The 20,191-nt window shown below is 73.2% G+C and carries 16 protein-coding genes; 9 read left to right on the top strand and 7 right to left on the bottom strand.

Going from position 1 to position 20,191, the window contains the following annotated elements:
* The first annotated feature begins 43 nt into the window (after nucleotides 1-43).
* Nucleotides 44-1,723 carry a pectinesterase family protein gene (locus Cs7R123_RS40660; RefSeq protein WP_212823448.1) on the top strand — a complete coding sequence of 560 codons (1,680 nt, stop codon included), beginning with the start codon at nucleotides 44-46 and terminating at the stop codon, nucleotides 1,721-1,723.
* A 90-nt stretch (nucleotides 1,724-1,813) separates the two neighbouring features.
* Here the strand turns inward: Cs7R123_RS40660 and Cs7R123_RS03865 are convergent, their stop codons facing one another.
* Entirely contained in the window at nucleotides 1,814-2,791 is a 978-nt protein-coding gene (locus tag Cs7R123_RS03865) for an alpha/beta fold hydrolase (RefSeq protein ID WP_212823449.1), read from the bottom strand.
* A 71-nt stretch (nucleotides 2,792-2,862) separates the two neighbouring features.
* Between Cs7R123_RS03865 and Cs7R123_RS40665 the strand changes: the two genes are divergently transcribed.
* Entirely contained in the window at nucleotides 2,863-3,396 is a 534-nt protein-coding gene (locus tag Cs7R123_RS40665) for a TetR/AcrR family transcriptional regulator (RefSeq protein ID WP_212823450.1), read from the top strand.
* A gap of 20 nt (nucleotides 3,397-3,416) precedes the next feature.
* Here the strand turns inward: Cs7R123_RS40665 and Cs7R123_RS03875 are convergent, their stop codons facing one another.
* Entirely contained in the window at nucleotides 3,417-3,782 is a 366-nt protein-coding gene (locus Cs7R123_RS03875) for a nuclear transport factor 2 family protein (RefSeq protein ID WP_212823451.1), read from the bottom strand.
* Nucleotides 3,783-4,019: 237 nt separating this feature from the next.
* Between Cs7R123_RS03875 and Cs7R123_RS03880 the strand changes: the two genes are divergently transcribed.
* The 3 genes from Cs7R123_RS03880 (at nucleotide 4,020) to Cs7R123_RS03890 (ending at nucleotide 7,880) form a co-directional block, all read left to right on the top strand.
* Entirely contained in the window at nucleotides 4,020-5,849 is a 1,830-nt protein-coding gene (locus Cs7R123_RS03880) for a hypothetical protein (RefSeq protein WP_212823452.1), read from the top strand.
* A gap of 184 nt (nucleotides 5,850-6,033) precedes the next feature.
* Nucleotides 6,034-7,032, top strand: a complete 999-nt coding sequence (locus tag Cs7R123_RS03885; protein WP_212823454.1) for an ATP-binding cassette domain-containing protein — start codon at nucleotides 6,034-6,036, stop codon at nucleotides 7,030-7,032.
* Nucleotides 7,029-7,880, top strand: coding sequence for an ABC transporter permease (locus Cs7R123_RS03890; protein ID WP_212823456.1), 852 nt, complete (start codon nucleotides 7,029-7,031; stop codon nucleotides 7,878-7,880). Before Cs7R123_RS03885 ends, Cs7R123_RS03890 begins: the two co-directional genes overlap by 4 nt.
* 2 nt (nucleotides 7,881-7,882) lie before the next feature.
* Here Cs7R123_RS03890 and Cs7R123_RS03895 read toward each other — a convergent pair whose 3' ends face one another.
* A complete protein-coding gene (locus Cs7R123_RS03895) occupies nucleotides 7,883-11,032 on the bottom strand; it encodes a BTAD domain-containing putative transcriptional regulator (RefSeq protein ID WP_212823457.1) in 3,150 nt (1,049 codons plus the stop codon).
* Between the two features lie 136 nt (nucleotides 11,033-11,168).
* Here Cs7R123_RS03895 and Cs7R123_RS03900 point away from each other — a divergent pair, with 136 nt between their 5' ends.
* Nucleotides 11,169-12,338 carry a hypothetical protein gene (locus Cs7R123_RS03900; protein ID WP_212823458.1) on the top strand — a complete coding sequence of 390 codons (1,170 nt, stop codon included), beginning with the start codon at nucleotides 11,169-11,171 and terminating at the stop codon, nucleotides 12,336-12,338.
* A 36-nt stretch (nucleotides 12,339-12,374) separates the two neighbouring features.
* Here Cs7R123_RS03900 and Cs7R123_RS03905 read toward each other — a convergent pair whose 3' ends face one another.
* Nucleotides 12,375-12,560 carry a hypothetical protein gene (locus Cs7R123_RS03905; protein ID WP_212823459.1) on the bottom strand — a complete coding sequence of 62 codons (186 nt, stop codon included), beginning with the start codon at nucleotides 12,558-12,560 and terminating at the stop codon, nucleotides 12,375-12,377.
* Nucleotides 12,561-12,719: 159 nt separating this feature from the next.
* On the opposite strand from Cs7R123_RS03905, the gene Cs7R123_RS03910 reads away from it, so the two are divergent.
* Nucleotides 12,720-13,268, top strand: a complete 549-nt coding sequence (locus Cs7R123_RS03910; RefSeq protein ID WP_212823460.1) for an RICIN domain-containing protein — start codon at nucleotides 12,720-12,722, stop codon at nucleotides 13,266-13,268.
* A 9-nt stretch (nucleotides 13,269-13,277) separates the two neighbouring features.
* On the opposite strand, the gene Cs7R123_RS03915 is transcribed toward Cs7R123_RS03910, so the two are convergent.
* Nucleotides 13,278-14,558: a hypothetical protein gene (locus Cs7R123_RS03915; RefSeq protein ID WP_212823461.1), complete on the bottom strand. Its 1,281-nt coding sequence runs from the start codon at nucleotides 14,556-14,558 to the stop codon at nucleotides 13,278-13,280.
* A gap of 66 nt (nucleotides 14,559-14,624) precedes the next feature.
* Here Cs7R123_RS03915 and Cs7R123_RS03920 point away from each other — a divergent pair, with 66 nt between their 5' ends.
* Complete coding sequence (locus Cs7R123_RS03920) at nucleotides 14,625-18,320, top strand: CHAT domain-containing protein (RefSeq protein WP_212823462.1); 3,696 nt, start codon at nucleotides 14,625-14,627, stop codon at nucleotides 18,318-18,320.
* Here Cs7R123_RS03920 and Cs7R123_RS03925 read toward each other — a convergent pair.
* Together Cs7R123_RS03925 and Cs7R123_RS03930 are read right to left on the bottom strand one after the other, a co-directional pair.
* Nucleotides 18,295-19,011, bottom strand: coding sequence for a Crp/Fnr family transcriptional regulator (locus tag Cs7R123_RS03925; RefSeq protein ID WP_212823463.1), 717 nt, complete (start codon nucleotides 19,009-19,011; stop codon nucleotides 18,295-18,297). The two genes, Cs7R123_RS03920 and Cs7R123_RS03925, sit on opposite strands and share 26 nt — an antisense overlap.
* Before the next feature lie 52 nt (nucleotides 19,012-19,063).
* Nucleotides 19,064-19,510, bottom strand: a complete 447-nt coding sequence (locus Cs7R123_RS03930) for a DUF1772 domain-containing protein (RefSeq protein WP_212823465.1) — start codon at nucleotides 19,508-19,510, stop codon at nucleotides 19,064-19,066.
* A gap of 93 nt (nucleotides 19,511-19,603) precedes the next feature.
* Between Cs7R123_RS03930 and Cs7R123_RS03935 the strand changes: the two genes are divergently transcribed.
* Nucleotides 19,604-20,182 carry a TetR/AcrR family transcriptional regulator gene (locus Cs7R123_RS03935; RefSeq protein ID WP_212823467.1) on the top strand — a complete coding sequence of 193 codons (579 nt, stop codon included), beginning with the start codon at nucleotides 19,604-19,606 and terminating at the stop codon, nucleotides 20,180-20,182.
* Nucleotides 20,183-20,191: the final 9 nt, after the last annotated feature.

The following is a 20,191-nucleotide window of genomic DNA, read 5'->3' on the forward strand; positions in this document are numbered from 1 at the left end:
CCGTCCAACGGAAAGCGCTTTCCACTTGAGAGGAGTTGCGCCGATGCACACCGCCCCTCCGCTGCGCCCCGCCGCGTGGCGGCCCCTGACGGCCGCCGTCGCATGCCTGGTCGCGGCCGTCGTGACGGCAGCCCTGACCGTCACCGCCGCCTCGGCGGCCACCCTGTTCGCCGACGACTTCCAGGACGGTGACTCGTCCGGCTGGACCACCTCCGGCGGCACCTGGTCCGTCGCCACCGACGGCAGCAGCGTGCTGCGCCAGTCCGGCACCGGTTCCGACGCCCGCGCCCGCGCCGGATCGCCCGCGTGGACGAACTACACCGCCACCGCCCGGGTGAAGCCCACCGCCTTCAACGGCTCGAACCGGTTCGTCGCCCTGCTCGCCCGAGCCCAGTCGAACACCAGCTACTACTACCTCGCACTGCGGTCCAACAACACCGTGGAGCTGAAGAAGCTGGTGAACGGCTCGTCCACCACGCTCGCCGCGACCACGGTGACGGTCTCGACCGGGACCTGGTACACGCTGTCGCTGTCGGTCTCCGGCGCCACGCTGCGCGGCACCGTCAACGGCGGCGCGGCACTGACCGCCACCGACACGCAGTTCTCCACCGGCAGCGTCGGCGTGGCCACCTACTACACCTCCGCCTCCTTCGACGATGTGACCGCCACCGACGGCACCGGCCCCTCCCCCAGCGCGTCGGCCCCGACCTCACCCACGCCCACCACGGGACCCTCCCCGAGCCCCTCCCCGACCGGCACCGTGATCACCGTGGCCAAGGACGGCACCGGCGACTTCGGCACGGTGCAGGCCGCCGTGAACGCCGTGCCCGCGAACAACACCAGCCGCGTCACGATCCGCATCAAGCCCGGCACGTACCGGGAACTGGTGACGGTGCCCTCCAGCAAGCCCTACGTCTCGTTCGTCGGCACCACCGCGAACGCGGCCGACACCGTCATCGCGTACGACAACGCCAGCGGCACCCCCAAACCCGACGGCAGCGGCACCTACGGCACCACCGGCAGCTCCTCGGTGGTGCTCGACGGCAACGACTTCACCGCCCGGAACCTGACCTTCGCCAACACGTTCGACGAGGCCGGCCACGACTACAGCGCCGAGCAGGCCGTCGCGGTGACCACCCGGGGCGACCGGCTGCTGTTCGACAACGTCCGGTTCCTGGGCAACCAGGACACGCTCCAGCCGAGTTCACCGGGCACGGCGACGGTGAGCCGCGCCTACTACCGCAACTGCTACATCGAGGGCGACGTCGACTTCATCTTCGGCCGCGGCACCGCCGTGTTCGACCGGTGCGAGATCCGCTCGCTCAACCGCGGCTCGACCAGCAACAACGGGTACGTCACCGCCGCGTCGACGAGCATCGCCAACCCGTACGGCTTCCTGTTCACCCAGTGCGCGCTGACCGCGCAGGCGGGCACGGCCGCCAGGAGCGTCCACCTCGGACGCCCCTGGCACCCCAGCGGCGACGTCAACGCGATCGCCCAGGTGCTCTACCGCGACTCCGCCCTGGACGCGCACATCCTGGACGCGCCCTGGGCCGACATGTCCGGCTTCTCCTGGCGCGACGCCCGTTTCGCCGAATACCGCAGCACCGGGCCCGGCGCCGTGGTCACCGCCGACCGGCCGCAGCTGGCCGCCGCCGACGCGCCGAACTACACCGCCCAGCGGTATCTGGCCGGACCCGACGGCTGGAACCCGGTCTACTGACGGCCACCGCGCTGCCCAGCAGGGTCCGGGGCCGGCGCCGCCCGCTGGCGGCGCCGGCCCCGGGCTGTCAGGCGGGTCGCGGCCGGGCTGTCAGGCTCCGGAGCCGGCCGGTGCGGCCGCGGCGCCGGTGCGCGGCCGGACCACCGGCAGCACCCGGCTGACCAGCTCCTCGCCGAAGCGCTCGGGCTGGGTGAAGGCCGCGAAGTGGCTGGCGTCCTCGATCAGCGCGATCTCCTTGTGCGGCGCGTCGAGGTGCGCGAAGTACTCCTGCGCGAGGTCGGTGAGCGTGAGCACGTCGTCGGCGCCCTGGAACACGAAGACCGGCACCTCGTATCGGGCGGGCAGGTCGTAGGCGTTGAAGGCCATGTACTCACCGAACATCGCCTTCTGCGTGGCCATGAAACCGGCGAGCAGGTGCCACGCCTCGCGCTTGGTGTAGACGCCGCCCCGCAGCGCCAGCGGGAACAGCAGCTTGCTCACGGCGTTCGGGGTGACCGGGTCGGTGGCCATCGTCCACTTCATCTTGGTCTGCCAGGCGCGCAGATCCCAGGCCGCCGGGTCGCCGCCGATCCGCTCCAGGTCGCGGACGGCCCTGGTGTTGCCGGCCGCCCGCACGCGCTCCAGGCAGCGGGCGTGGCCGAGGGCCTCGTTGCGGCGCATGTCGGCGTACAGGTCGGTGGTGACCAGGGCGGAGTAGAGGTCGGGCCGCTGCTGGGCCAGCGGCAGCCCGATGATCGTGCCCATCGAGCCCGCCATCAGGACGATCTTGTCCTGACGCAGGTGGGCACGCAGGAACTCGGTGACCTCGATCGCGTCCTCAAGGTGCCGGGCGAAGGGGGCGGTCTGCCGGGTGCCGCGGGCGCGGGTCTTGCCGCAGCCGCGCCGGTCCCACTGGACGACGGTGAAGTGGCGCTCCCAGGACCGGATCAGCGGGCCGAACACGGCGTACGGGGAGCCCGGACCGCCGTGCAGGACCAGGAGCACCGGGTTGTCGGCGCTGTCGCCGCGGATCTGGAGCCACTGCTCGACGCCGCCGATGGAGAGGTGGTGCTGCTCGTTGATCGCCATGCCCCGAACCATACAACCGTCTTAGACAACTGTGCAAGACGTTTGTCTAAGACTGCGGTAGGCTGCGATCCATGGGAAACCGGGAAGCGCTGCTACAGGGCGCCACGCAATGCCTGTTCGAGAAGGGCTTCAGCCGCACGACCTCGCGCGACATCGCCACCGCGGCCGGGGTGAGCCTCGCCGCGATCGGTTACCACTTCGGCTCCACGGAGGCGCTGCTGACCCAGGCGCTGTTCCAGGCCGTAGCCGAGTGGGGCGAGCGCCTGGGCCGGGCCATGGCCGCCGGTGACGACCCGGCCGCGATCTGGGACGGCGTCATCGCCTCGGTACGGACCGACCGCGCGATGTGGGCCGTGCAGTACGAGCTGGTCGGGCAGATCGACCGCGCCGACCAGCTGGGCCAGTTCCTCACCGACTCCCAGCGGTTCGCGCGGAAAGAGCTGGCCGAGCTGGCCGGCGCGGCCGACGACGAGCAGCGGCGCCTGCTCGGCGGGCTCTACCAGGCGATCCTGGGCGGCCTGGTGATGCAGTGGCTCGTCGATCCGCACAACGCCCCGACGGGCGCCGACATCGTGGCCGCCCTCAAACTCGCCGCGAACCGCTGACGGCGCCGCCGGGGCACCGGTCAGCGGTAGTCGTTCTCCTTGAGCTCGATGACCCACGCCCGGCGCTCGGCGATCAGCCCGTCACGCATCACGAAGACCTCAGCCATGGACATGCGCATGACCGAGCCGTCGACGCGCCTGGCCGAACCGCTGAGCTCGGCCATCACGACGTCGTCCTGCTCGACCATCCGCACCACGTCCAGCGACGGCGGCTGGATGAACCCCGGGCCGTCGATGGCCTCGTCGTAGGCCTGCTTGCCGGTCAGCCGGAACGCGCCGTACACCGTCCACCTGATGTCGTCGCTGAGGCACGACAGGATCTGCGCGTGGTCGTTCCTGCGGAACCCGTCCAGGTACCGCTCGACCGTGCGCTTGTTCTCCGACATCCGTACTCCTCATCTCTGCTCGTCGAGCTCCCGGGCTCAACGATTCCGAGCGGCCCGCGACATCGCGGGCGGCCGCCGGGGCGAACCCGGCCCGTGCTGTGTACGGAGCCACCCGCCGGATCTCGACATCCGCCGGGTGGCGGGTGCGCCCATCCGCCGCCCAGCGAACACCTGATCCGTCCGATCCCGGCACCGGATCGCAGGTAACGTGGTCTGGGCAGGCAAAACGGGGTGGACATGCACGCTCATGACCGTGAGAACACGTCGGCCGCGCCGTCGGGGACAACGGCGGCGTCCCGACGCGAACGCCCGGACGGCGCCTCACCCCGGCAACGTGAGCTGCTGCTGCTCCAGCGCGCCGCCGGCAACGCGGCCCTGGCCGCCGCCCTGCGCGACCCCACGGGTGCCACGAGACCGGCGACGGTCCAGCGGCAGACGCCCGCGCCAGCGCCCGCCGCCGCGCCGCCCGCACCACCGGTGCCGGGCACCGCTCCCGCTCCCGCTCCGGCGGCCGGCGACAGCTGGTGGAGCAAGCTCGACCCCACCCGCAAGACCCGGTACAAGTTCGTGGACAGCCGCCAGCTCTACACCGCGTACGCCGGCAAGCGATTCGCGTGGTCCACCACCAAGGAGAACAAGCCCGGCCACGCCCCGGCCGAACTGGACCTGAGCGGACCTGCGGTGATCCCCATCCCGCTGCCGGTCGGGCCGGTCTTCGTGCGAGTGAAGGGCGGCGTCTCCACGTACGCCGGGGGCAACGCGCTGCTCGACGTCACGGTCAACGACGTCTACCTCGACGTCAGCCCGGCCGACTTCCTCCAGCTCGGCGTCGGGGTCCTCACCACGCTCAACCCGCTCACCGCGCCGGGCGGCCTGGTGCAGCTGGGCACGCTGCGGCTGCGGGGGGAGGCGAAGCTTCGCGCCAGGGCCGCGGCCTCGCTCGACGCGGGCATCGACGCCTACGTGAAGGGGCTGGTGGATCCGAAGCTGTGGCCCGTCGCCGGGTACATCAAGGGCGCGCTGGGTGCGGGCGGGTTCATCAGGTTCAACGCCGAGTTCGGCGGTGCCACCGGCGTGGAGTTGTCCTGGCGCGGGCTGCGGATGCTGCCGGGCACCCACCGGGCCGAGGGCAGCATCGGGCTGAGCACCGGACTGTCTTTGCAGGCGCAGCTGTCGGCGGGGTTCATCCTCGGCTACTCCCCCGCCACGATCGAGCGCGAGCTGTGGAGCGTGTCCGCGGGCGCCCAGGCGGGCTTCGACGTGGGCACCGCGGTGCGGCTGGGCGACAAGCCGGTCACGATGAACGTCGCCGACGACGGCACGCCCGAGGTGGACGTCGCGCAGCTGCTCATCGACGCGCAGCAGATCATCGACCTGCTGTTCCGGCGGCGTAACGCGGCCAACGACGTGTTCCGGCCGTACCGGCCGGGTCAGGCCCCGCCGGGGCAGCCGCCCGCGGCGCTGGTGCTCCCGGCCGCCAAAGGGCACCACCTGGAGCTCTACCGCAGCTTCCTCGGTGAGCTGCACCACGATCCCGGCACGGTCCGCAAGACCGATCAGGTGCCCAAGTGGGTCCGCTCGGTGCGCCAGGAGATGAACAACGCGGTGATCCTGCGGGCGATCTCTCTCGGGCTGGTGGACCGCCCCGAGGACGCCGTCACGCCGCCCAGCCGCGAGGAGCTGCACCGGCGCGCCCGCGCCGAGGAGTCGCCGCTGTACCGGCCGTTCTGGTCGCGCACGCAGATGTACAGCACCGCCATGGGCGTCGACCACATCGTGGAGTACCAGGTGCTCCCCACCTCGTTCGTCGACGAGCCGTGGAACTTCGAGATGCTGGACCCGTCGTTCAACTCCTCGGCCGGCTCGGGTCTGTCGGCCAACATCGACCGGCTGCGCGCGTCGCTGCCGCCGCAGTGGCAGAACCAGACGATCGTGTTCACGTCGGTGACGGCGCCCGCGAGCAACCGCGGCCAGACCTGGAGCCACGACGAGATCGTCCGCGGGGACCACCTCGACGTCTACGAGCGCATGCGCGGCCGGGTCGAGCGGCCGCAGCGCGGCCGTTAGCTCGCGTACCGACCGCTGCGGTGCGCGATACCGGCGAATCCGCAGGTCCGGCGTTGGCGCGGGCGGCGGAAGGCGCATCCGGCAGGACCGGACTCCGGGGTTGAAACCGCCGTGTAGGCGTGGTGGAACCGGAGCGGTGGACGCTTTCGCTCGACCGGTTGACGCCGGTCATGAGGGAGCGAACATGAATCACATTCCCGCGGTCCACGCGGAGGGCCTGGTGAAGTCGTTCGGTGACTTCCGCGCCGTCGACCAGGTCGACCTGCACGTCGAACAGGGTGAGATCTTCGGTGTCCTCGGCCCCAACGGCGCCGGCAAGACCACCATGCTCAAGATGCTGGCCACCCTGCTGCCCATCGACGGGGGCCGGGCAGAGATCTTCGGCGTGGACGTGCGCCGCGACCCCCACCGCACCAGGCAGCTGCTCGGTGTCACCGGCCAGTACGCGTCCGTGGACGAGAACCTGACCGCGAACGAGAACCTGTGGCTGTTCGGCCGGCTCCAGGGGGTGTCCAGCCAGAAGGCCCGCAGCACCGCGGCCCAGCTGCTGGAGCAGTTCGGGCTGCAGGAGGCGGCGGACAAGCCGATCTCCCAGTTCAGCGGTGGCATGCGGCGCCGGCTCGACCTGGCGGCCAGCCTGATCACCCGGCCACCGCTGATCTTCCTGGACGAGCCGACCACCGGCCTGGACCCGCGTACCCGCGGCCAGATGTGGGACACCATCCGCGACCTGGTCGCGGGCGGCTGCACGGTCCTGCTGACCACGCAGTACCTGGACGAGGCCGACCAGCTCGCCGACCGGATCGCGGTCATCGACCGCGGCCGCAAGGTCGCCGAGGGCACCCCCGACGAGCTGAAGGCCTCCGTCGGCAACTCGACCCTGCGGCTGCGGCTCACCGATGCCGCCGACCAGGCTGCCGCGGCCGCCGCGGTACGGCGCCTGCTGGGCGAGGATCCCGTGCTCAGCCCGGAGTCGGGCCGGATGAACGTGGCGCTGGACACCGCCGACCGGGCCGCGGACGTGCTCATCAGCCTGCGCGAGGCCGGGATCGGCATCACCTCGGTGAGCGTCGACGCGCCGACCCTCGACGAGGTGTTCCTCGCTCTCACCGGGCACGACACCGGCGACAGCTCCGACCAGTCCGCCTCCGCGGACCAGCTTCAGTTCGAGGTGGCCCGATGACCGTTCAGATGATCAAGCAGGCGCCGGTGGCGGCGCCGCGGCGGCTGACGGCCCAGGACATCGCCGCCCGTACGACCTCGCACAACAGTGTGCGCGAGACGCTCAGCCAGACGATGTCGATGGCGTGGCGGGCGCTGAAGAAGATGCGCCGCAACCCGGAGCAGTTCTTCGACGTCACCGTGCAGCCGCTGCTGTTCACGGCGATGTTCGCGTACCTGCTGGGCGGCGGCCTGGCCGGCAGCGTGCAGGCCTACCTGCCGCTGGTGATCCCGGGCATCCTGGCGCAGACCGCGCTGACGGCGTGCATGGCCACCGGCGTGCAGCTGCGCGAGGACATGGAGAAGGGGGTGTTCGACCGGTTCAAGTCGCTGCCGATGGCCCGGATCGCGCCCCTGGCCGGTCCGATGAGCGCCGACCTGCTGCGCTACGCCATCGCCTCGACGCTGACGTTCCTCACCGGTGTCGCGATGGGCTACCGCCCCGGCGGCGGCGTCGGCGGAGTGGTCATGGCGATCGCGCTCACGATGATCGCCGGCTGGTCGCTGGCCTGGATCTTCACCTGGGTCGGCACCCTGGCCCGCAGCGCGCAGAGCGTCCAGGGCATCTCCATGATGATCATGTTTCCGCTGACGTTCATGTCCAACGCGCTGGTCCCGGTCGACACCCTGCCCGGGCCGCTCGCCGCGTTCGTGAAGGTCAACCCGGTGTCACACGTGGTCACCGCGATCCGCGACCTGGCCAACGACGGCCACGTCACCGCGCACGTCGGCTGGGCGCTGGTCGCCTGCGCGGCCGTCATCGCCGTCTTCGCGCCGCTGTCGGTGCGCGGCTACAAGCGGCACCTCTGAGATCAGCCGGCCCCGACCTGCTCGACCAGGCTGCGCGCCTCGTCGAGCAGGTCGGGGCCGCGCCGGTCGCCGTACTCGGCGAGCAGGTCGGCCAGCAGTCCGGGGGCGCGGTCCTCGGCGCGGGCGGCGATCCGCTCCCAGGCCATCGTGGGCATGCTCCGGTTGTACGCGAACCGGTCCGCCAGCGCGATCAGCCGCAGCGCGTCGCGCAGCGGCAGGGCCTCGCGCAGCAGACCCCACGCGCCGAGCCCGAACAGCACCAGCCCGCAGATCGGGTAGTCCAGGTAGGGATGATCGGGGTCGAGCGCCTTCAAGGCCCGCTCGCGGGCCCGCACGAACAGCGCCGGGCCGACCGGGTCGCCGACCGGGGCGTGGTAGGCGTACGCGGCCAGGCTGGTCGCGTCGGCCAGCAGCACCCACGGCTCCAGCCCGGTCGGCGTGACACCCGGCATCCGCAGCTCACGGACCCGCCGCGACGCCGCGCGGTAACCGGCCAGCCCTGCCTCGATCTCGCCCCTAGCCAGCGCCAGCTCCGCGTTGCCGAGGTCGAACGCGAGCCGGCCGCCGCCCGGGATCGGATCGGACTCCTGCAGGTCGCCGAGCTCGGCGAGCTGCGCGGTGGCGGCGCCGGTGTCACCGGCAGTGATCATCGCGAGGGCGAGCAGTGTGCGCAGCTGGATGGCGTCGTCGCGGGCACCGAGCCGGTCGAGCACCGGCAACGCGGCATGGGCGTGGACGGCCGCCTGTTCCGTCCGGCCGAGCTGCATCGCCAGCTGCGCCGCCATGTTGTGCAGGATCGCCTGCGACCACGGGCCCACCGTCTCGTCGACGTGCAGCAGCCCGCGTTCGGCGGCGTCCATGGCCGCGTCCGGGTCGCCCAGGTTCTCCAGGGCCTGGCTCAGCCACGGCAGCGCCAGGGCGGCGATCCGGTGGTCCGCCGACGCCGCGTGCGCGCGCAGCTGCGGCAGGTACCCGTCGGGCGAACGCGGATCGATGTCGGTCAGCATGACCACCATGGCGGAGATCCAGGAGTCGTCCGCACCCGGGCCGATCGCCTGCAACGTGGCGCGCAACCGGTCGGACTGGGGGCTGTTGGCGACCAGGGAGCCGTTGAGGGTCATCCCGATCGCCATCCGGGTCGCATCGGCCAGCTCCGGCGGGGGCGTCCACCCCTCGACCGCGTTGGCCGCCGCCTCGATGAGCACGAGCAGCCGGGGGTGCTCGCCCAGGACGATCCAGAATCCGGCCAGGGCGGCGAGGATCTGCACCGTCGCCGCCGGATCCGGCCCGGCGAACGTCCGGCGCAGCACGTCGGACAGGTTGGTCTCCTCGGGCCGGATGGCGTCGACGACGTCGATCTGCGCACGGCTGAACAGCGCGCGGGCGTGCCGGGTCGCGAAATCGACCGCCCAGGCGCGCTGGGCCCGCTCGGCGGCGGCGTCCTCACCGACGTCGATCAGCTGCATCCGGCCGAACTCCCGTACCGTCTCCAGCATCCGGTAGCGCACGCCGCCGGGGCCGGTCTCCACGACGGTCAGCAGCGACTGGTCGGCCAGGTCCTGCACCGCCCCGAGCGCGTCGTCGCCGAGCATCGCCTCCGCCGCGGCGAGGGTGAAGCCGTCATGGAAAACCGACAGCCAGCGCAGCGCCCGGCGCTCCCGTTCGGCGAGCAGGTTCCAGGACCAGTCGATGACGGCCAGCAGCGTCTGGTGCCGGTCCGGTGCGCTGCGGTCGCCGCCGCGCAGCAGCGCGAACCGGTTCTCCAGGCGGCGGGCGATGTCGGCGACCGCCATCACGCGCACTTTCGCGGCCGCCAGTTCGATGGCCAGCGGCAGCCCGTCGAGCCGCTCGACGATCTCCGCCACCGCCTCGTCCATCCCGGCGAGGTGCACGTCCGGCCGGGCCGCCATGGCCCGCTGCCGGAACAGCTCGGCCGCGTCCTTGGTGTCCAGTTCGGCCAGCAGGTAGACCTGCTCGGCGGCGATCGCCAGCGGCGCCCTGGTCGTGGTCAGCACCCGCAGCTCGCGGGTGGTGGCGGAGAGGTAGGCGACGAGGTCGGCGACGGCGGCGACGATGTGCTCGCAGTTGTCCAGGATCAGCAGGCTCGGCGCCTGGTCGAGGTAGCGGGCGATCCGGCCGCGGACGTCGGCGCGCTGCTCGGGGCTGAGGGTGCGGCGGCCGCTGACAGAGTCCCGCACCCCCAGCGCCGACCCGATCTCGCCGACCAGGTCGTCGGGTGCGGTGACGCCGACGAGCTCGACGAAGTGCACCACGGGGGCCGTGGACTCGCGGCCGAGCACATGGGCCAGCCGGGTCTTGCCCAGCCCGCCCGGCCCGACGATGGACACGACCCGGAAGGCGGCCAGTGCCGCCTGCAACCGGCGGATGTCGGCGTCGCGGCCGAGCAGCGCCGTCGCCTCGTAGTGCACGCCCGCGCGGACCGGGCTGTCCTGCACCAGCAGTTCGCTGTAGACCCGGCGCAGGTCCGGGCCGGGGTCGGTGCCGATGCGGTCGCGCAGGTCCGCGCGGTAGGCCTCGTACCGGCCCAGCGCGGCGCCGGTGCCGCGGACGCCCGCCTCGCTGCGCAGCAGGTCCGCCAGCAGCGCCTCGTCGGCGGGGGCGGCGGCCCAGGCCTCGGTCAGGATCGGCAGCGCGTCGGCGTACTCGCCGAGCCTAGTCTTCGCCCTGGCCAGCAGCAGCTCAGCCTGGTCCAGGTGGTGCCGGGCCTCGCGCCGCAGCGACCCGAGCGGACCGTGGGCGCCGCCCGGGGCCACCGCGCCGAGCGCGACCGCTTCAGCGGCCAGGTCGGCCGCGTGTGCCGGGTCGGACTCGAACGCCGACCGGGCCGCGGCGAGCCGGTCGGCGAGGACCTGCGTGTCGACCTGCGACCGGTCGATGCCCAGCCGGTAGCCGTCCGCGTCGCGGACCACCGAGTCCGGGCCGTGGGCGGTCCTCGTCCGGGAGACCAGCACCTGCAGGGCTTTGATCGGATTGGCGGGGACGTCCTCGTCCCAGATGAGGTCGACCAGCCGGGCGGCGCTGACCGTCCGTCCGGCCGCGGCGAGCGCGGCGAGCAGCGCCTGCGGCCGCTCGCCCAGCACCGGCTCGCCATCCCAGCGCACCGTTTCCAGCAGCGACAGGATGATCGGCACCCGGCAAGTCTAAGCTCCGGCCACACCCGTGCCCGGCGACGGGCAGGCAGTCCCACGGCGCCCCCGGCTGCGTCTTCGCTGTGGCTGCGTCGTTGGGCATGGCGTGCGCAAGCGTGTGAGTCTGCGATGTGCCGCGGTGGCGGCGGCAGCCGTACTGGTCGTGCCGCTGGCCGGCGGCGTGTCGCTGGGCGCCCCGGTCGATCCGAGGCCCGCGGTGTCGGTGACGTTCAACGGGGCTGTGCACACCGCCGTGTACTGGGGCGACACGATCTACGTCGGCGGCGACTTCACCACCGCGACCTGGGACGGGCACTATGTGGCCCGCCCGCACGCCGCGGCGGTCGACGCCCGGACCGGCGCGCTGCTGCCCTGGAGCCCGCAGGTCGACAACACGGTGCGGGCCGTCGACGTCGACGACAGCGGGGTCTACCTGGCCGGGGACTTCCACCTGGTCGACGGGGCCAGCCGCGACAACCTCGCCAAGGTGGACCACGCCGGGGTGCTGCAACCGACCTTCAAACACCGCATCGACGGACATCCGTACTCCGTGTCGGCCGGCGGCGGGCGCCTCTACGTCGGCGGCACGATCACCGGCGTCGACGGCCAGGTTCGTACCGGGGTGGCCGCGTTCGACCTGGCCACCGGCGAGCTGGACCCGGCGTGGCACCCGTACCTCAACGACCGGGCGCACGTGGTGCGGTACACGCCGGGCCGGGTGTACATCGGCGGCAAGTTCGACGCGGTCGACGGCCTGCGGGGCACCATGAAGATCGCCGCCGTGGACCCGGTGACCGGTGCGGTCGACCTCGGGTTCTGGTCGCACATCGCCGCGATGGTCAACGACATCGCCGTCGTCGACGGCACCGTCTACGTCGGCGTCGACGGCGGGGGCGGCCGGGCCAGCGCGATGGACCCGACCGGACTGATCCGGTGGACCGCGGCCACCGACGGGGCCGTGCAGGCGATCGCCGTGCTGGACGGTGTCGTCTACCTCGGCGGGCACTTCGACAACGTGTGCAGCACCGCCCACACCGGGCTCATGGGCGTGTGCCTGGACGGAGCGGTGCCGCGGGTCAAACTCGCCGCCTTCGACGTCGCCAGCGGGGCCCTGCTCGACTGGACCGCCGACGGCAACGGCTCGGTCGGGGTGCGGGCGCTGCGCGCCAACACGGAGCTGGGCCAGGTGGTGGCCGCCGGGGCGTACACCGCGGTGAACGGCGTCCCCCAGCGGCGCTTCGCCCTGTTCAACCCGGTCTCCCCCACCGCCGCCGACCTCACCCGGCAGGCAGGTCCGCCGAAGCGGTGAGGAGGCGGTACGGCAGCCGCCGTACCGCCCCGCCGGCTACAGCGCGTCCCGGAAGCGGGCCCACTTGGCGGCTTCCTCCGGCTCACCGTTGTCCATCCAGAAACGGATGAGCACGCCGACGGCCTCCTTGTCGCCCTGCAGCGCACGCTGCTCCGTCACGTAGAGGCTGAATCCGGTCACGATCGCGAACAGTGCCTCCGCGGCACCCCGCAGCATCCCCATGGCTACCTCATCTCGCCGAACCTCGGGTGGTCGACCGATCGTGGGCCGGGAAACCCGCGCGAACCCCTGCAACCGCAGGGATGGGATGTCATCGGGAAATCCACACTTCCTGATGCGTGCGGCGGCCTGCCGCACAGCGTCCTCCAGGGAAGGGGAACCATGAAACCTCGTCACCTACTCGGCGCCCTGCTGACCGCGGCGCTGGCCGCGGCGTCGCTCGCCGTCCCCTCGGCCGCGTCGGCGGCCGGACGCGGCACCCCGCCGGCCTTCGCATCCGCGTCGGGAAGCACCTACGAGCTGCGGGCGCAGCACAGCGGCAAGTGCCTCGACGTCGACGGCGCCCTCACCTACGACGGAGCCAACGTCAAGCAGTGGACCTGCGTCGGAGTGCCCCAGCAGCACTGGTCGCCCGTGCCCGTGGGCGGCGGCTACTACGAACTGCGCGCCCAGCACAGCGGCAAGTGCCTCGACGTCGACGGCGCGCTCACCTTCGACGGCGCCAACGTCCAGCAGTGGACCTGCGCCGGGGTGCCCCAGCAGCACTGGCTGCTCAACCCCGTCGGCAGCGGCTTCTACGAGCTGCGGGCGCAGCACAGCGGCAAGTGCCTGGACGTGGACAACGCCTACAAGTACGACGGAGCCAACGTCAAGCAGTGGACCTGCGTCGGTGCGCCCCAGCAGCACTGGCTGCTCGTGTTCGCAGGCTGACCGCCGCCGTCACGCCGTGCCGCCGCCGGTGTCCGGCGGCGGCACGGCCGGCGTCCAGAGCCAGGCGAGCCCGCGGTAGGCCTTCACCGCGGCATGGACCGGGGTGAACCGGGCCGGGTCCAGCCCCGGGTAGCCCTGCGAGAGGAAGTACTGGTAGACGAGGTCGGAGAAGAGGATGGCGACCTCTGCCGCCTCCGGGCCGACGGCCTTGCGGACCGGATCGCTGTCCACGAGGCGGGCCGCGTTCACGACCCCGTTGCCGGTGAACACGAGATCCCCGTCGTAGACGTTGCCGACGTCGAGGGCCGCCCGCAGGTGCAGCCGGTCCGGGTGGGCGTCGTTGTCGGCCGCCAGGTGCCGCGGCAGGCTGTCCAGCAGCGCCGCCAGGCTGACGCTGTAGTCCATGCCCGGCGGGAGCACGAGGTGCATGCCGTCGCCGGTGGTCTGCGTCTGCACGCCTGCGGGCAGGTGCATGTCGGCCAGCACCGCGTCCATCAGCGCCGACAGCCTGCGTACGGCCGCGCGCTGCGCCGGCTCCGTGCGCCCGCTGTAGCCGACGAGGTCGACGGTGAGCGTGGGCCGCAGCTGCACCCCGCCGGATGCCGGCTCCTCGACGCGGACGACGTCGTACCACAACGAGATGTCCCCGCAGCGGTACGCCTGCCCGTCCGCGGGCGGATTGCGCCCGGCGCCGAAGGCGTCGATCTGCATGCGGTCGGTGTAGTAGACACCGCGGGCCGTGCCCGAGGCCGAGCGCAGCGCCAGGTACGCCCGGTCGGCGAGCGTCCGCGAGCGGTTCAGCGCGGCCGCCAGCCCGTCCGCCGCGTCGACGTCGTCGCCGACCGCCGCGACGTGCGGGAGCGTGTCGGCATCGGACAGCAGCGCACCCAGGTCGGGGGCGTTGCCGCGGTCATCGGACACCACGACGGCGAGGGTGAGGAAGTACTGAGGGCGGCCGTGGTAGACCAGGATGCCGTGGTCGTCCAGCGGCAGGCGCGACGCCGACCCCACGTCCCGGAACCGGAACGTCGACAGCACCGTCGGCACCGCCGCCGTGGCCGCACCGCCGACGGCGACGATGTCGACCCGGACGTCGCCGCCGCCGAACAGCCCGCGCCAACCGCGGCTGCCGTGCAGCTCGATCTGCCGGATCCGCACCGCGTGCATCGCCGGGCGGGTGCGGCTGCCGTCGCGCGGCAGCAGCGCCACGACGGCGTCCGCGCACAGCTCGATGATGTCGCCGTCGGTGACCTGATCGTCGACCAGCCAGGCCGGGAGAGCACCGTCCACATCGGTCATGATGCGCGGTACAGTATCGCTTCCATCGGCGATTGACAATGTCTGAGGAGGCCGGGCGTGGCCGAGGTCGCTGCGGTGATGACCGCCCTGGGCGGCATCGTGCTGCCCGGCGAGATGCGCGGCGACCTGCGCGCCGCACAGGCGGTCACGCACGGCGGCGGCGACGGTCCCGACGCCCGGCTGGCCGCCGCGGTGGTGGCGATCCGCACCGGCCACCCGGCCCGTGCGCTGGCCGTGCTCGACGCGCTGGCCGAATCCGCCGACCTCCCGGACCCCACCCGGACCCTCGTGTACGCCCACCGCGCGCTCGCCGCCACCCTGGCGTGGAGCGTCCTCGCGGGCGGCGGGTCCAACCTCGACAACGCGTGCTCGGCGCACCGGATGGTGACCGCCGACGTCACCGCGCTGCACAGGGCCGGTCTCGTCGCGGCGGCCGCGGCGGACCCGCGGCTGCGCCTGGTCCACGCCGTCGGCATGTACGCCTTCTGGCAGGCCGAGTTCGACGGCGCGCTCACCTCCGCCGCGATCCCGGTGCCGCTGTTCGCCCGGCGCGCCGCCGAACTCGGTGAGGACTACACCTGGCCGCAGACCATGACCTCGCGCTGGACCGGGGTACGCGACCTGGCCGAGGACGTCGCCGCGGCGTCCGCGAGCCAGGGCGCCGACGCGGCGGAGGCGCTCGCCGTCGCCGCCTACGCCGACCGCGCCATCGCCCAGATCGCCTTCCGCACCGGCGCGGCCGACGCCTTCGACCTGCTCCGCGCCGCCCGCGACCGGGCCGAGCGGCGCGGTGACCGGCTCGGCGTCGCGGCCTGCCTGCTGCGCGAGGCGTCGTGGCTGCTCGCTCCGTTCGGCGGCGCCGACGTGCTGGACATGGGCATCAGCCGGGCCGGCACCGGCGCGCAGGCGGGCGCCCGCATCGACGCCTACGAGCTGACCCGGACCGGGCAGCCGACCGAGGCCGCAGCGGCACCACAATCGGCCCGCGAACTCGTCGACCAGGCCGACCGGCTCCTGCGGGCCGGCGACGCGGGCACCTCGTGCGCACTGGCCACGGTGCAGCTCCACTACTCCTATCTGGCCTTCGCCGCCGAGGACGCCGCCGGTCAGGCCGTCCACGCCGGGGCGGCCCGGCAGCTGTTCGCCGCGGCCTCGGACGCGTACGGCGAGCATCTGGCGATGGTCCACCAGATGGCGGCGGCGATCGAAGCCGGTGCGCCGGGTGCCGATCCCGGCGACGTCGCCGCCATCTGCGCGTGGGGCAGCGGCGACGGCAGCTTCAGCTTCGCGTACGGGCTCGGCCTCCTGCTGGAGCGGCTCGGCCGGCACTGGCGCGTCCGCCGGGCCGATCCCCGGCGGGCCCGCGCGGCCTACGCCGCCGCGGCGCAGATCTTCGCCGGGCTGGGGGCCGACCGCGACCAGGCACAGGTCTGGCTGGAGTCCGCCGAGACCGCCGCCACGGTCGGCCTGGGGCACGACGAACTCACCGGTTACGAACGCGTCGCCGACGCGCTCCTGACCCACGCCGCCCGCGACGCCTACGGCGGCCTGGCCGAGCGCGCCGATGCCGCCGGCCTCGTCCTCACCGCGCACGCCGCCGCGCTGCGCTACGACGACCCCCGGCTCCTGGAGACCGTCGCCCGCATCGCCCGCAAGTGCGGTCCCGAGCACCTGGACGAGCAGCTGCCCGGTCTCGCCGTGGACTTCGGCATGGCGACGGGCCGGGACCTGCGTCGCCGCGGCGACCCCGAAGCGGCGTACCGGTGCTTCCGCGAGGTCCTGGGGCTGCTCGGCGGTTCGACCGAGCCGCTGGCGCTGCTGCGCGCGGCAAGCGCCCACCTCCAGCTGCGCGACCACCGCTCGGCGCGGCGGGTCTACGCCGCGTACCTGCGCGCCACCCGCCGCGGCTGGCTGCCCCGTCTCGTCGTACGCACCCTGGCCCGCCTCGGCCCGGCCGGGGGCGAGCTGGTGCGCAAGTACGCGTACGCGCGCCACTACCACGCGGCCCGCCTCGCGGCCGCGGTCCGCGAGTTCCCCGCCGCGCAACGGCATCTCGCCGACGCCGAGCGCCTCGGCGGCCCGCAGTGGTGGCGCCACGAGTCCGACCCCTGGCAGGTCCGGGCCACCGTGGCCCGGGTCCGGGCCGGACTGGGCGACCCGGCGGGCGCCGCCGCGGAGTACGCCGCCGCGACCGACCTGTTCGAGGCGGCCCGCACCGCGGCCGGGGACGACGTAGAGCGCATCGCGATCGGCGACGACCCGCAGCTGATCGCGGTCTTCGTCGACGCGGCAGCGCACGCGGTCCGGGGCGGCCACCTGCCCGCCGACGAGGCGGCGCGGACGGCGTTCGACCTGCTGGAGCGGGCGCGCGGGCGCGCGGTCCTCGACCTGGTCGGCGAGCAGCGGCGGCTGCGCGCGCAACCGCCGGAGGCCGCCGGTCTCGTACGCCGCCTGCGCCAGCTGCGCGCGGTACGGGACGCGCTGGTGCGGTCCGGCCAGCCCGTGGACGAGCAGCAGAGCGCCATCGACGCCGCCGAGCGCGCGCTGTACGCCGTCGCGCCGGACCTGGTCTCCGCCGCCGCGCCGGTCCTGGCCTCGGCCGAGGTCCAGCGGTTGCTGCCGCCCGGCACGGCGGTCGTCTGCTTCGTGGAGGCCGAGCAGGATGTGCTGCTGGTGGCGCTGACCGCGACCACGCAGTTCGCCGCCTGCGTGCCCTGCGGCTGGGACCGCCTGCCGCATCTGCTGGCCCGCTGGACCGCGAGCTGCGCCGATCCGCAGGCCGTCGTCGACGTTGCGGCCGAGGCGGAACTCGGGCGGCTGATCCTCGACCCGCTCGCGGCCGTCCTCGACGCGGTGAACAGCGTCATCTTCATCCCGCAGGGGCTCGGACTACAAGCGCCGCTGCACGCGCTGCCCTTCCGCGCCGGCCGGCTCATCGACGCGGTGGCGGTCTCCTACCTGCCCACGGCGAGCATCATGCCGCATCTGCTGGAGCCGCGGCGCGATACGCCACGTCGGGCGACGCTGGTGGTCGGCAACCCGGTGGCGATGGCGGCTCCGGACGGCACGGCCATGCCGCCTCTGCCGTACACCGCGTGGGAGGCGCGGCTGGTCCACCGGCACCGGCCCGGCGGCCACCTGCTCACCGGCGAGCAGGCCACCAGGCAGGAGGTGTTGGCCGCGCTGCCGGACGCGGCCGTGGTCCACCTGGCCACGCACGGCGCCGCGACGGCGCACGATCCCGCCGATGCGGCGATCATGCTCGCGCACCGGGAGAACCTCTCCGTGGTCGACCTGCTCGCCACCGGCAGCGGCGCCGACCTCGTCGTCCTCAGCGCCTGCCTGTCGGGGGTGGGGCCGGTCACCGCCGGAGGCGAGGTCCTCGGCTTCGCCCGCGCCCTGATCGGCGACGGGGCACGGTCGGTGGTCTCCGCGCTGTGGCCGGCGATCGAGCTGCCCGCCCAGCGGATCATGGACCGCCTGTACGAGGGCATCCCGGAGCAGGGTGTCGGCCAGGCCCTCGCCGCCGCCCAGCGCGCGGTCGCCCGCATGTCGTTCGGCGAGCAGCTCGTGGAGCAGCGCGACGCCCGCGACGCCGTCCTCGGCAGGCCGCCCCGGTCGGGACACACGCCGACGGTCGCGGGCCCCGACATGTCCCACCCGGCGTACTGGGCGCCGTTCATCCACTGGGGACTGCCCGGGTCCCGGGTGGCGCCGCCCGCCGGGCTCAGCCCCGCGCCCGACCGTCCGTGATGGCCGCCGCCAGGGCGAGCGAGCCGGGATCGCGCACGCAGACGAACCGGCGCCGCGTCGACACGGCACCGCGTCGGCGCAGCTCGGTCAGTGCCCGGTACACGCTCGGCTCCGTGGTGCCGACCAGCGACGCGAGGTCGCGCTGGCTCAGCGGGACGTCGATCAGACGGCCGCCGTCCCCGGGCAGGCCGTGGAGCTCCGCCAGGTGGATGAGCAGCCGCGCGAGCCGGGCGATCACCGGTCCGTGCAGCAGGTCCACGTGCAGCCGCGTCGCGGTGCGCAGCTTCTTCGCCATCGTCGCGCTCAGCGCCGCGGCGACGGCGGGATGGCGCCCCAGCAGTTCCTGGAACCGCTGACCGGCGATCACGACACCGAGCACCCGCCGCACCGCCACCACCGTGGACGAGCGGACGCCGCCGTCCATGTTCGCCATCTCGCCGACGAGGTCGCCGGTGGTGCGGATGTCCACGATGGTCTCATCGCCGTCGGCGGTCACCCCGACCACCTTCGCGCAGCCGCTCAGCAGCGCGATCACGTCGATGCCGGGCTGCCCCTGGAGCACCAGGCAGGCGCCCGGGTCGTACTCCCGCATCCCGCCGCTGCACAGCAGCACCTGGCGGTCGTGCTCCGGCAGCCGGCCGAGGAAGCTGCCCACCGGCCACGACAACCCGCCGACCCGACGCTCCGCCATACCACCAGCGTAGTCACGGTCTTCGATGGATACCAGGGACCGCCCGGCGGTGTCAGGCGAGGGCCGCGACCAGCAGGGTGAAGGCGGCGATGATGACGGCGACGCGGACGTAGTGGTAGCGGCTCCACCGGTCCAGCTGCTGCTTCCAGTCGGCGGGGCGGTTCTCGGCGGTCCAGGTCTTGTTCCGGTTGTTGATCGGGACGAGCAGCAGGATCGACATGACCACGCTGACGATCAGCAGGCAGGCGGCGGTGACGACCAGCCCGGCGCCGCGGTGCTGCCATCCGGCCACGGCCCAGACGGCGCTGAGCAGGACCGAGCCGATGTACCAGAACGGCATCAGGGCGCCGAGCATCCGGCCGCCGTGGGCATGGCCCAGTTGGCCGCTGTCCTCGGGAAGCGCGTCCAGAATCCGGTTCATGATGAAGGCGACGGAGAACTCCACCCCCACCATCAGCCCGACGATCACGACGGTGGCGACCTCAAGTGCGTTGAGCACGGCTGTTCCCCTTCAAAATCTAGCACTGCTAGCGGATGGGGCAACGCTAGCAGTGCCGTTGCTTGATTGTCTAGCGGTGCTAGGATTCCGTTCATGTCGGCAAAGGAACGCAAGCAGCGCGAACAGGCGGTCCGCGAGCGCCTCATCGTGGCGACCGCCCGAGAACTCGCCGAGCAGCAGGGCTGGGACGCGGTCACCACCCGCCGCCTCGCCGAGCTCATCGAATACAGCCAGCCCGTCCTCTACAGCCACTTCCGCGGCAAACGGGAGATCATCGGCGCCGTCGCCCTGCAGGGCGCCACCGAGATGGCGGCGGCGGTGCGGGCCGCGACCTCCGCCGAGGACGACCCGCGCGCCCGGGTCACCGCCCTGGCCCGCGCCTACCTCGAATTCGCCGCGCGCAACCCCGCGGTCTACGACGCGCTGTTCCAGCTCGACGGCGGTCTGGCCTACGCGCGGGAGGACACACCGGAGCCGCTGAAGGACGCCTTCGCCGCGCTGATGGAGAGCCTGCGCGAGGTGGCCGGGGACGGCGTCGACCCCGGGCTGTTCACCGAGGTGTTCTGGGCGTCCCTGCACGGCCTGGCGACCCTGAGCCGCGCGGGCCGCCTGCTGCCCGAATACGCCGAGCTGAGGGTGCAGCTGCTGGTGGACCGGCTAGCCGTGGCCTGACGCCCCGGA

This window comes from Catellatospora sp. TT07R-123, from assembly GCF_018327705.1.
GTDB lineage: Bacteria > Actinomycetota > Actinomycetes > Mycobacteriales > Micromonosporaceae > Catellatospora.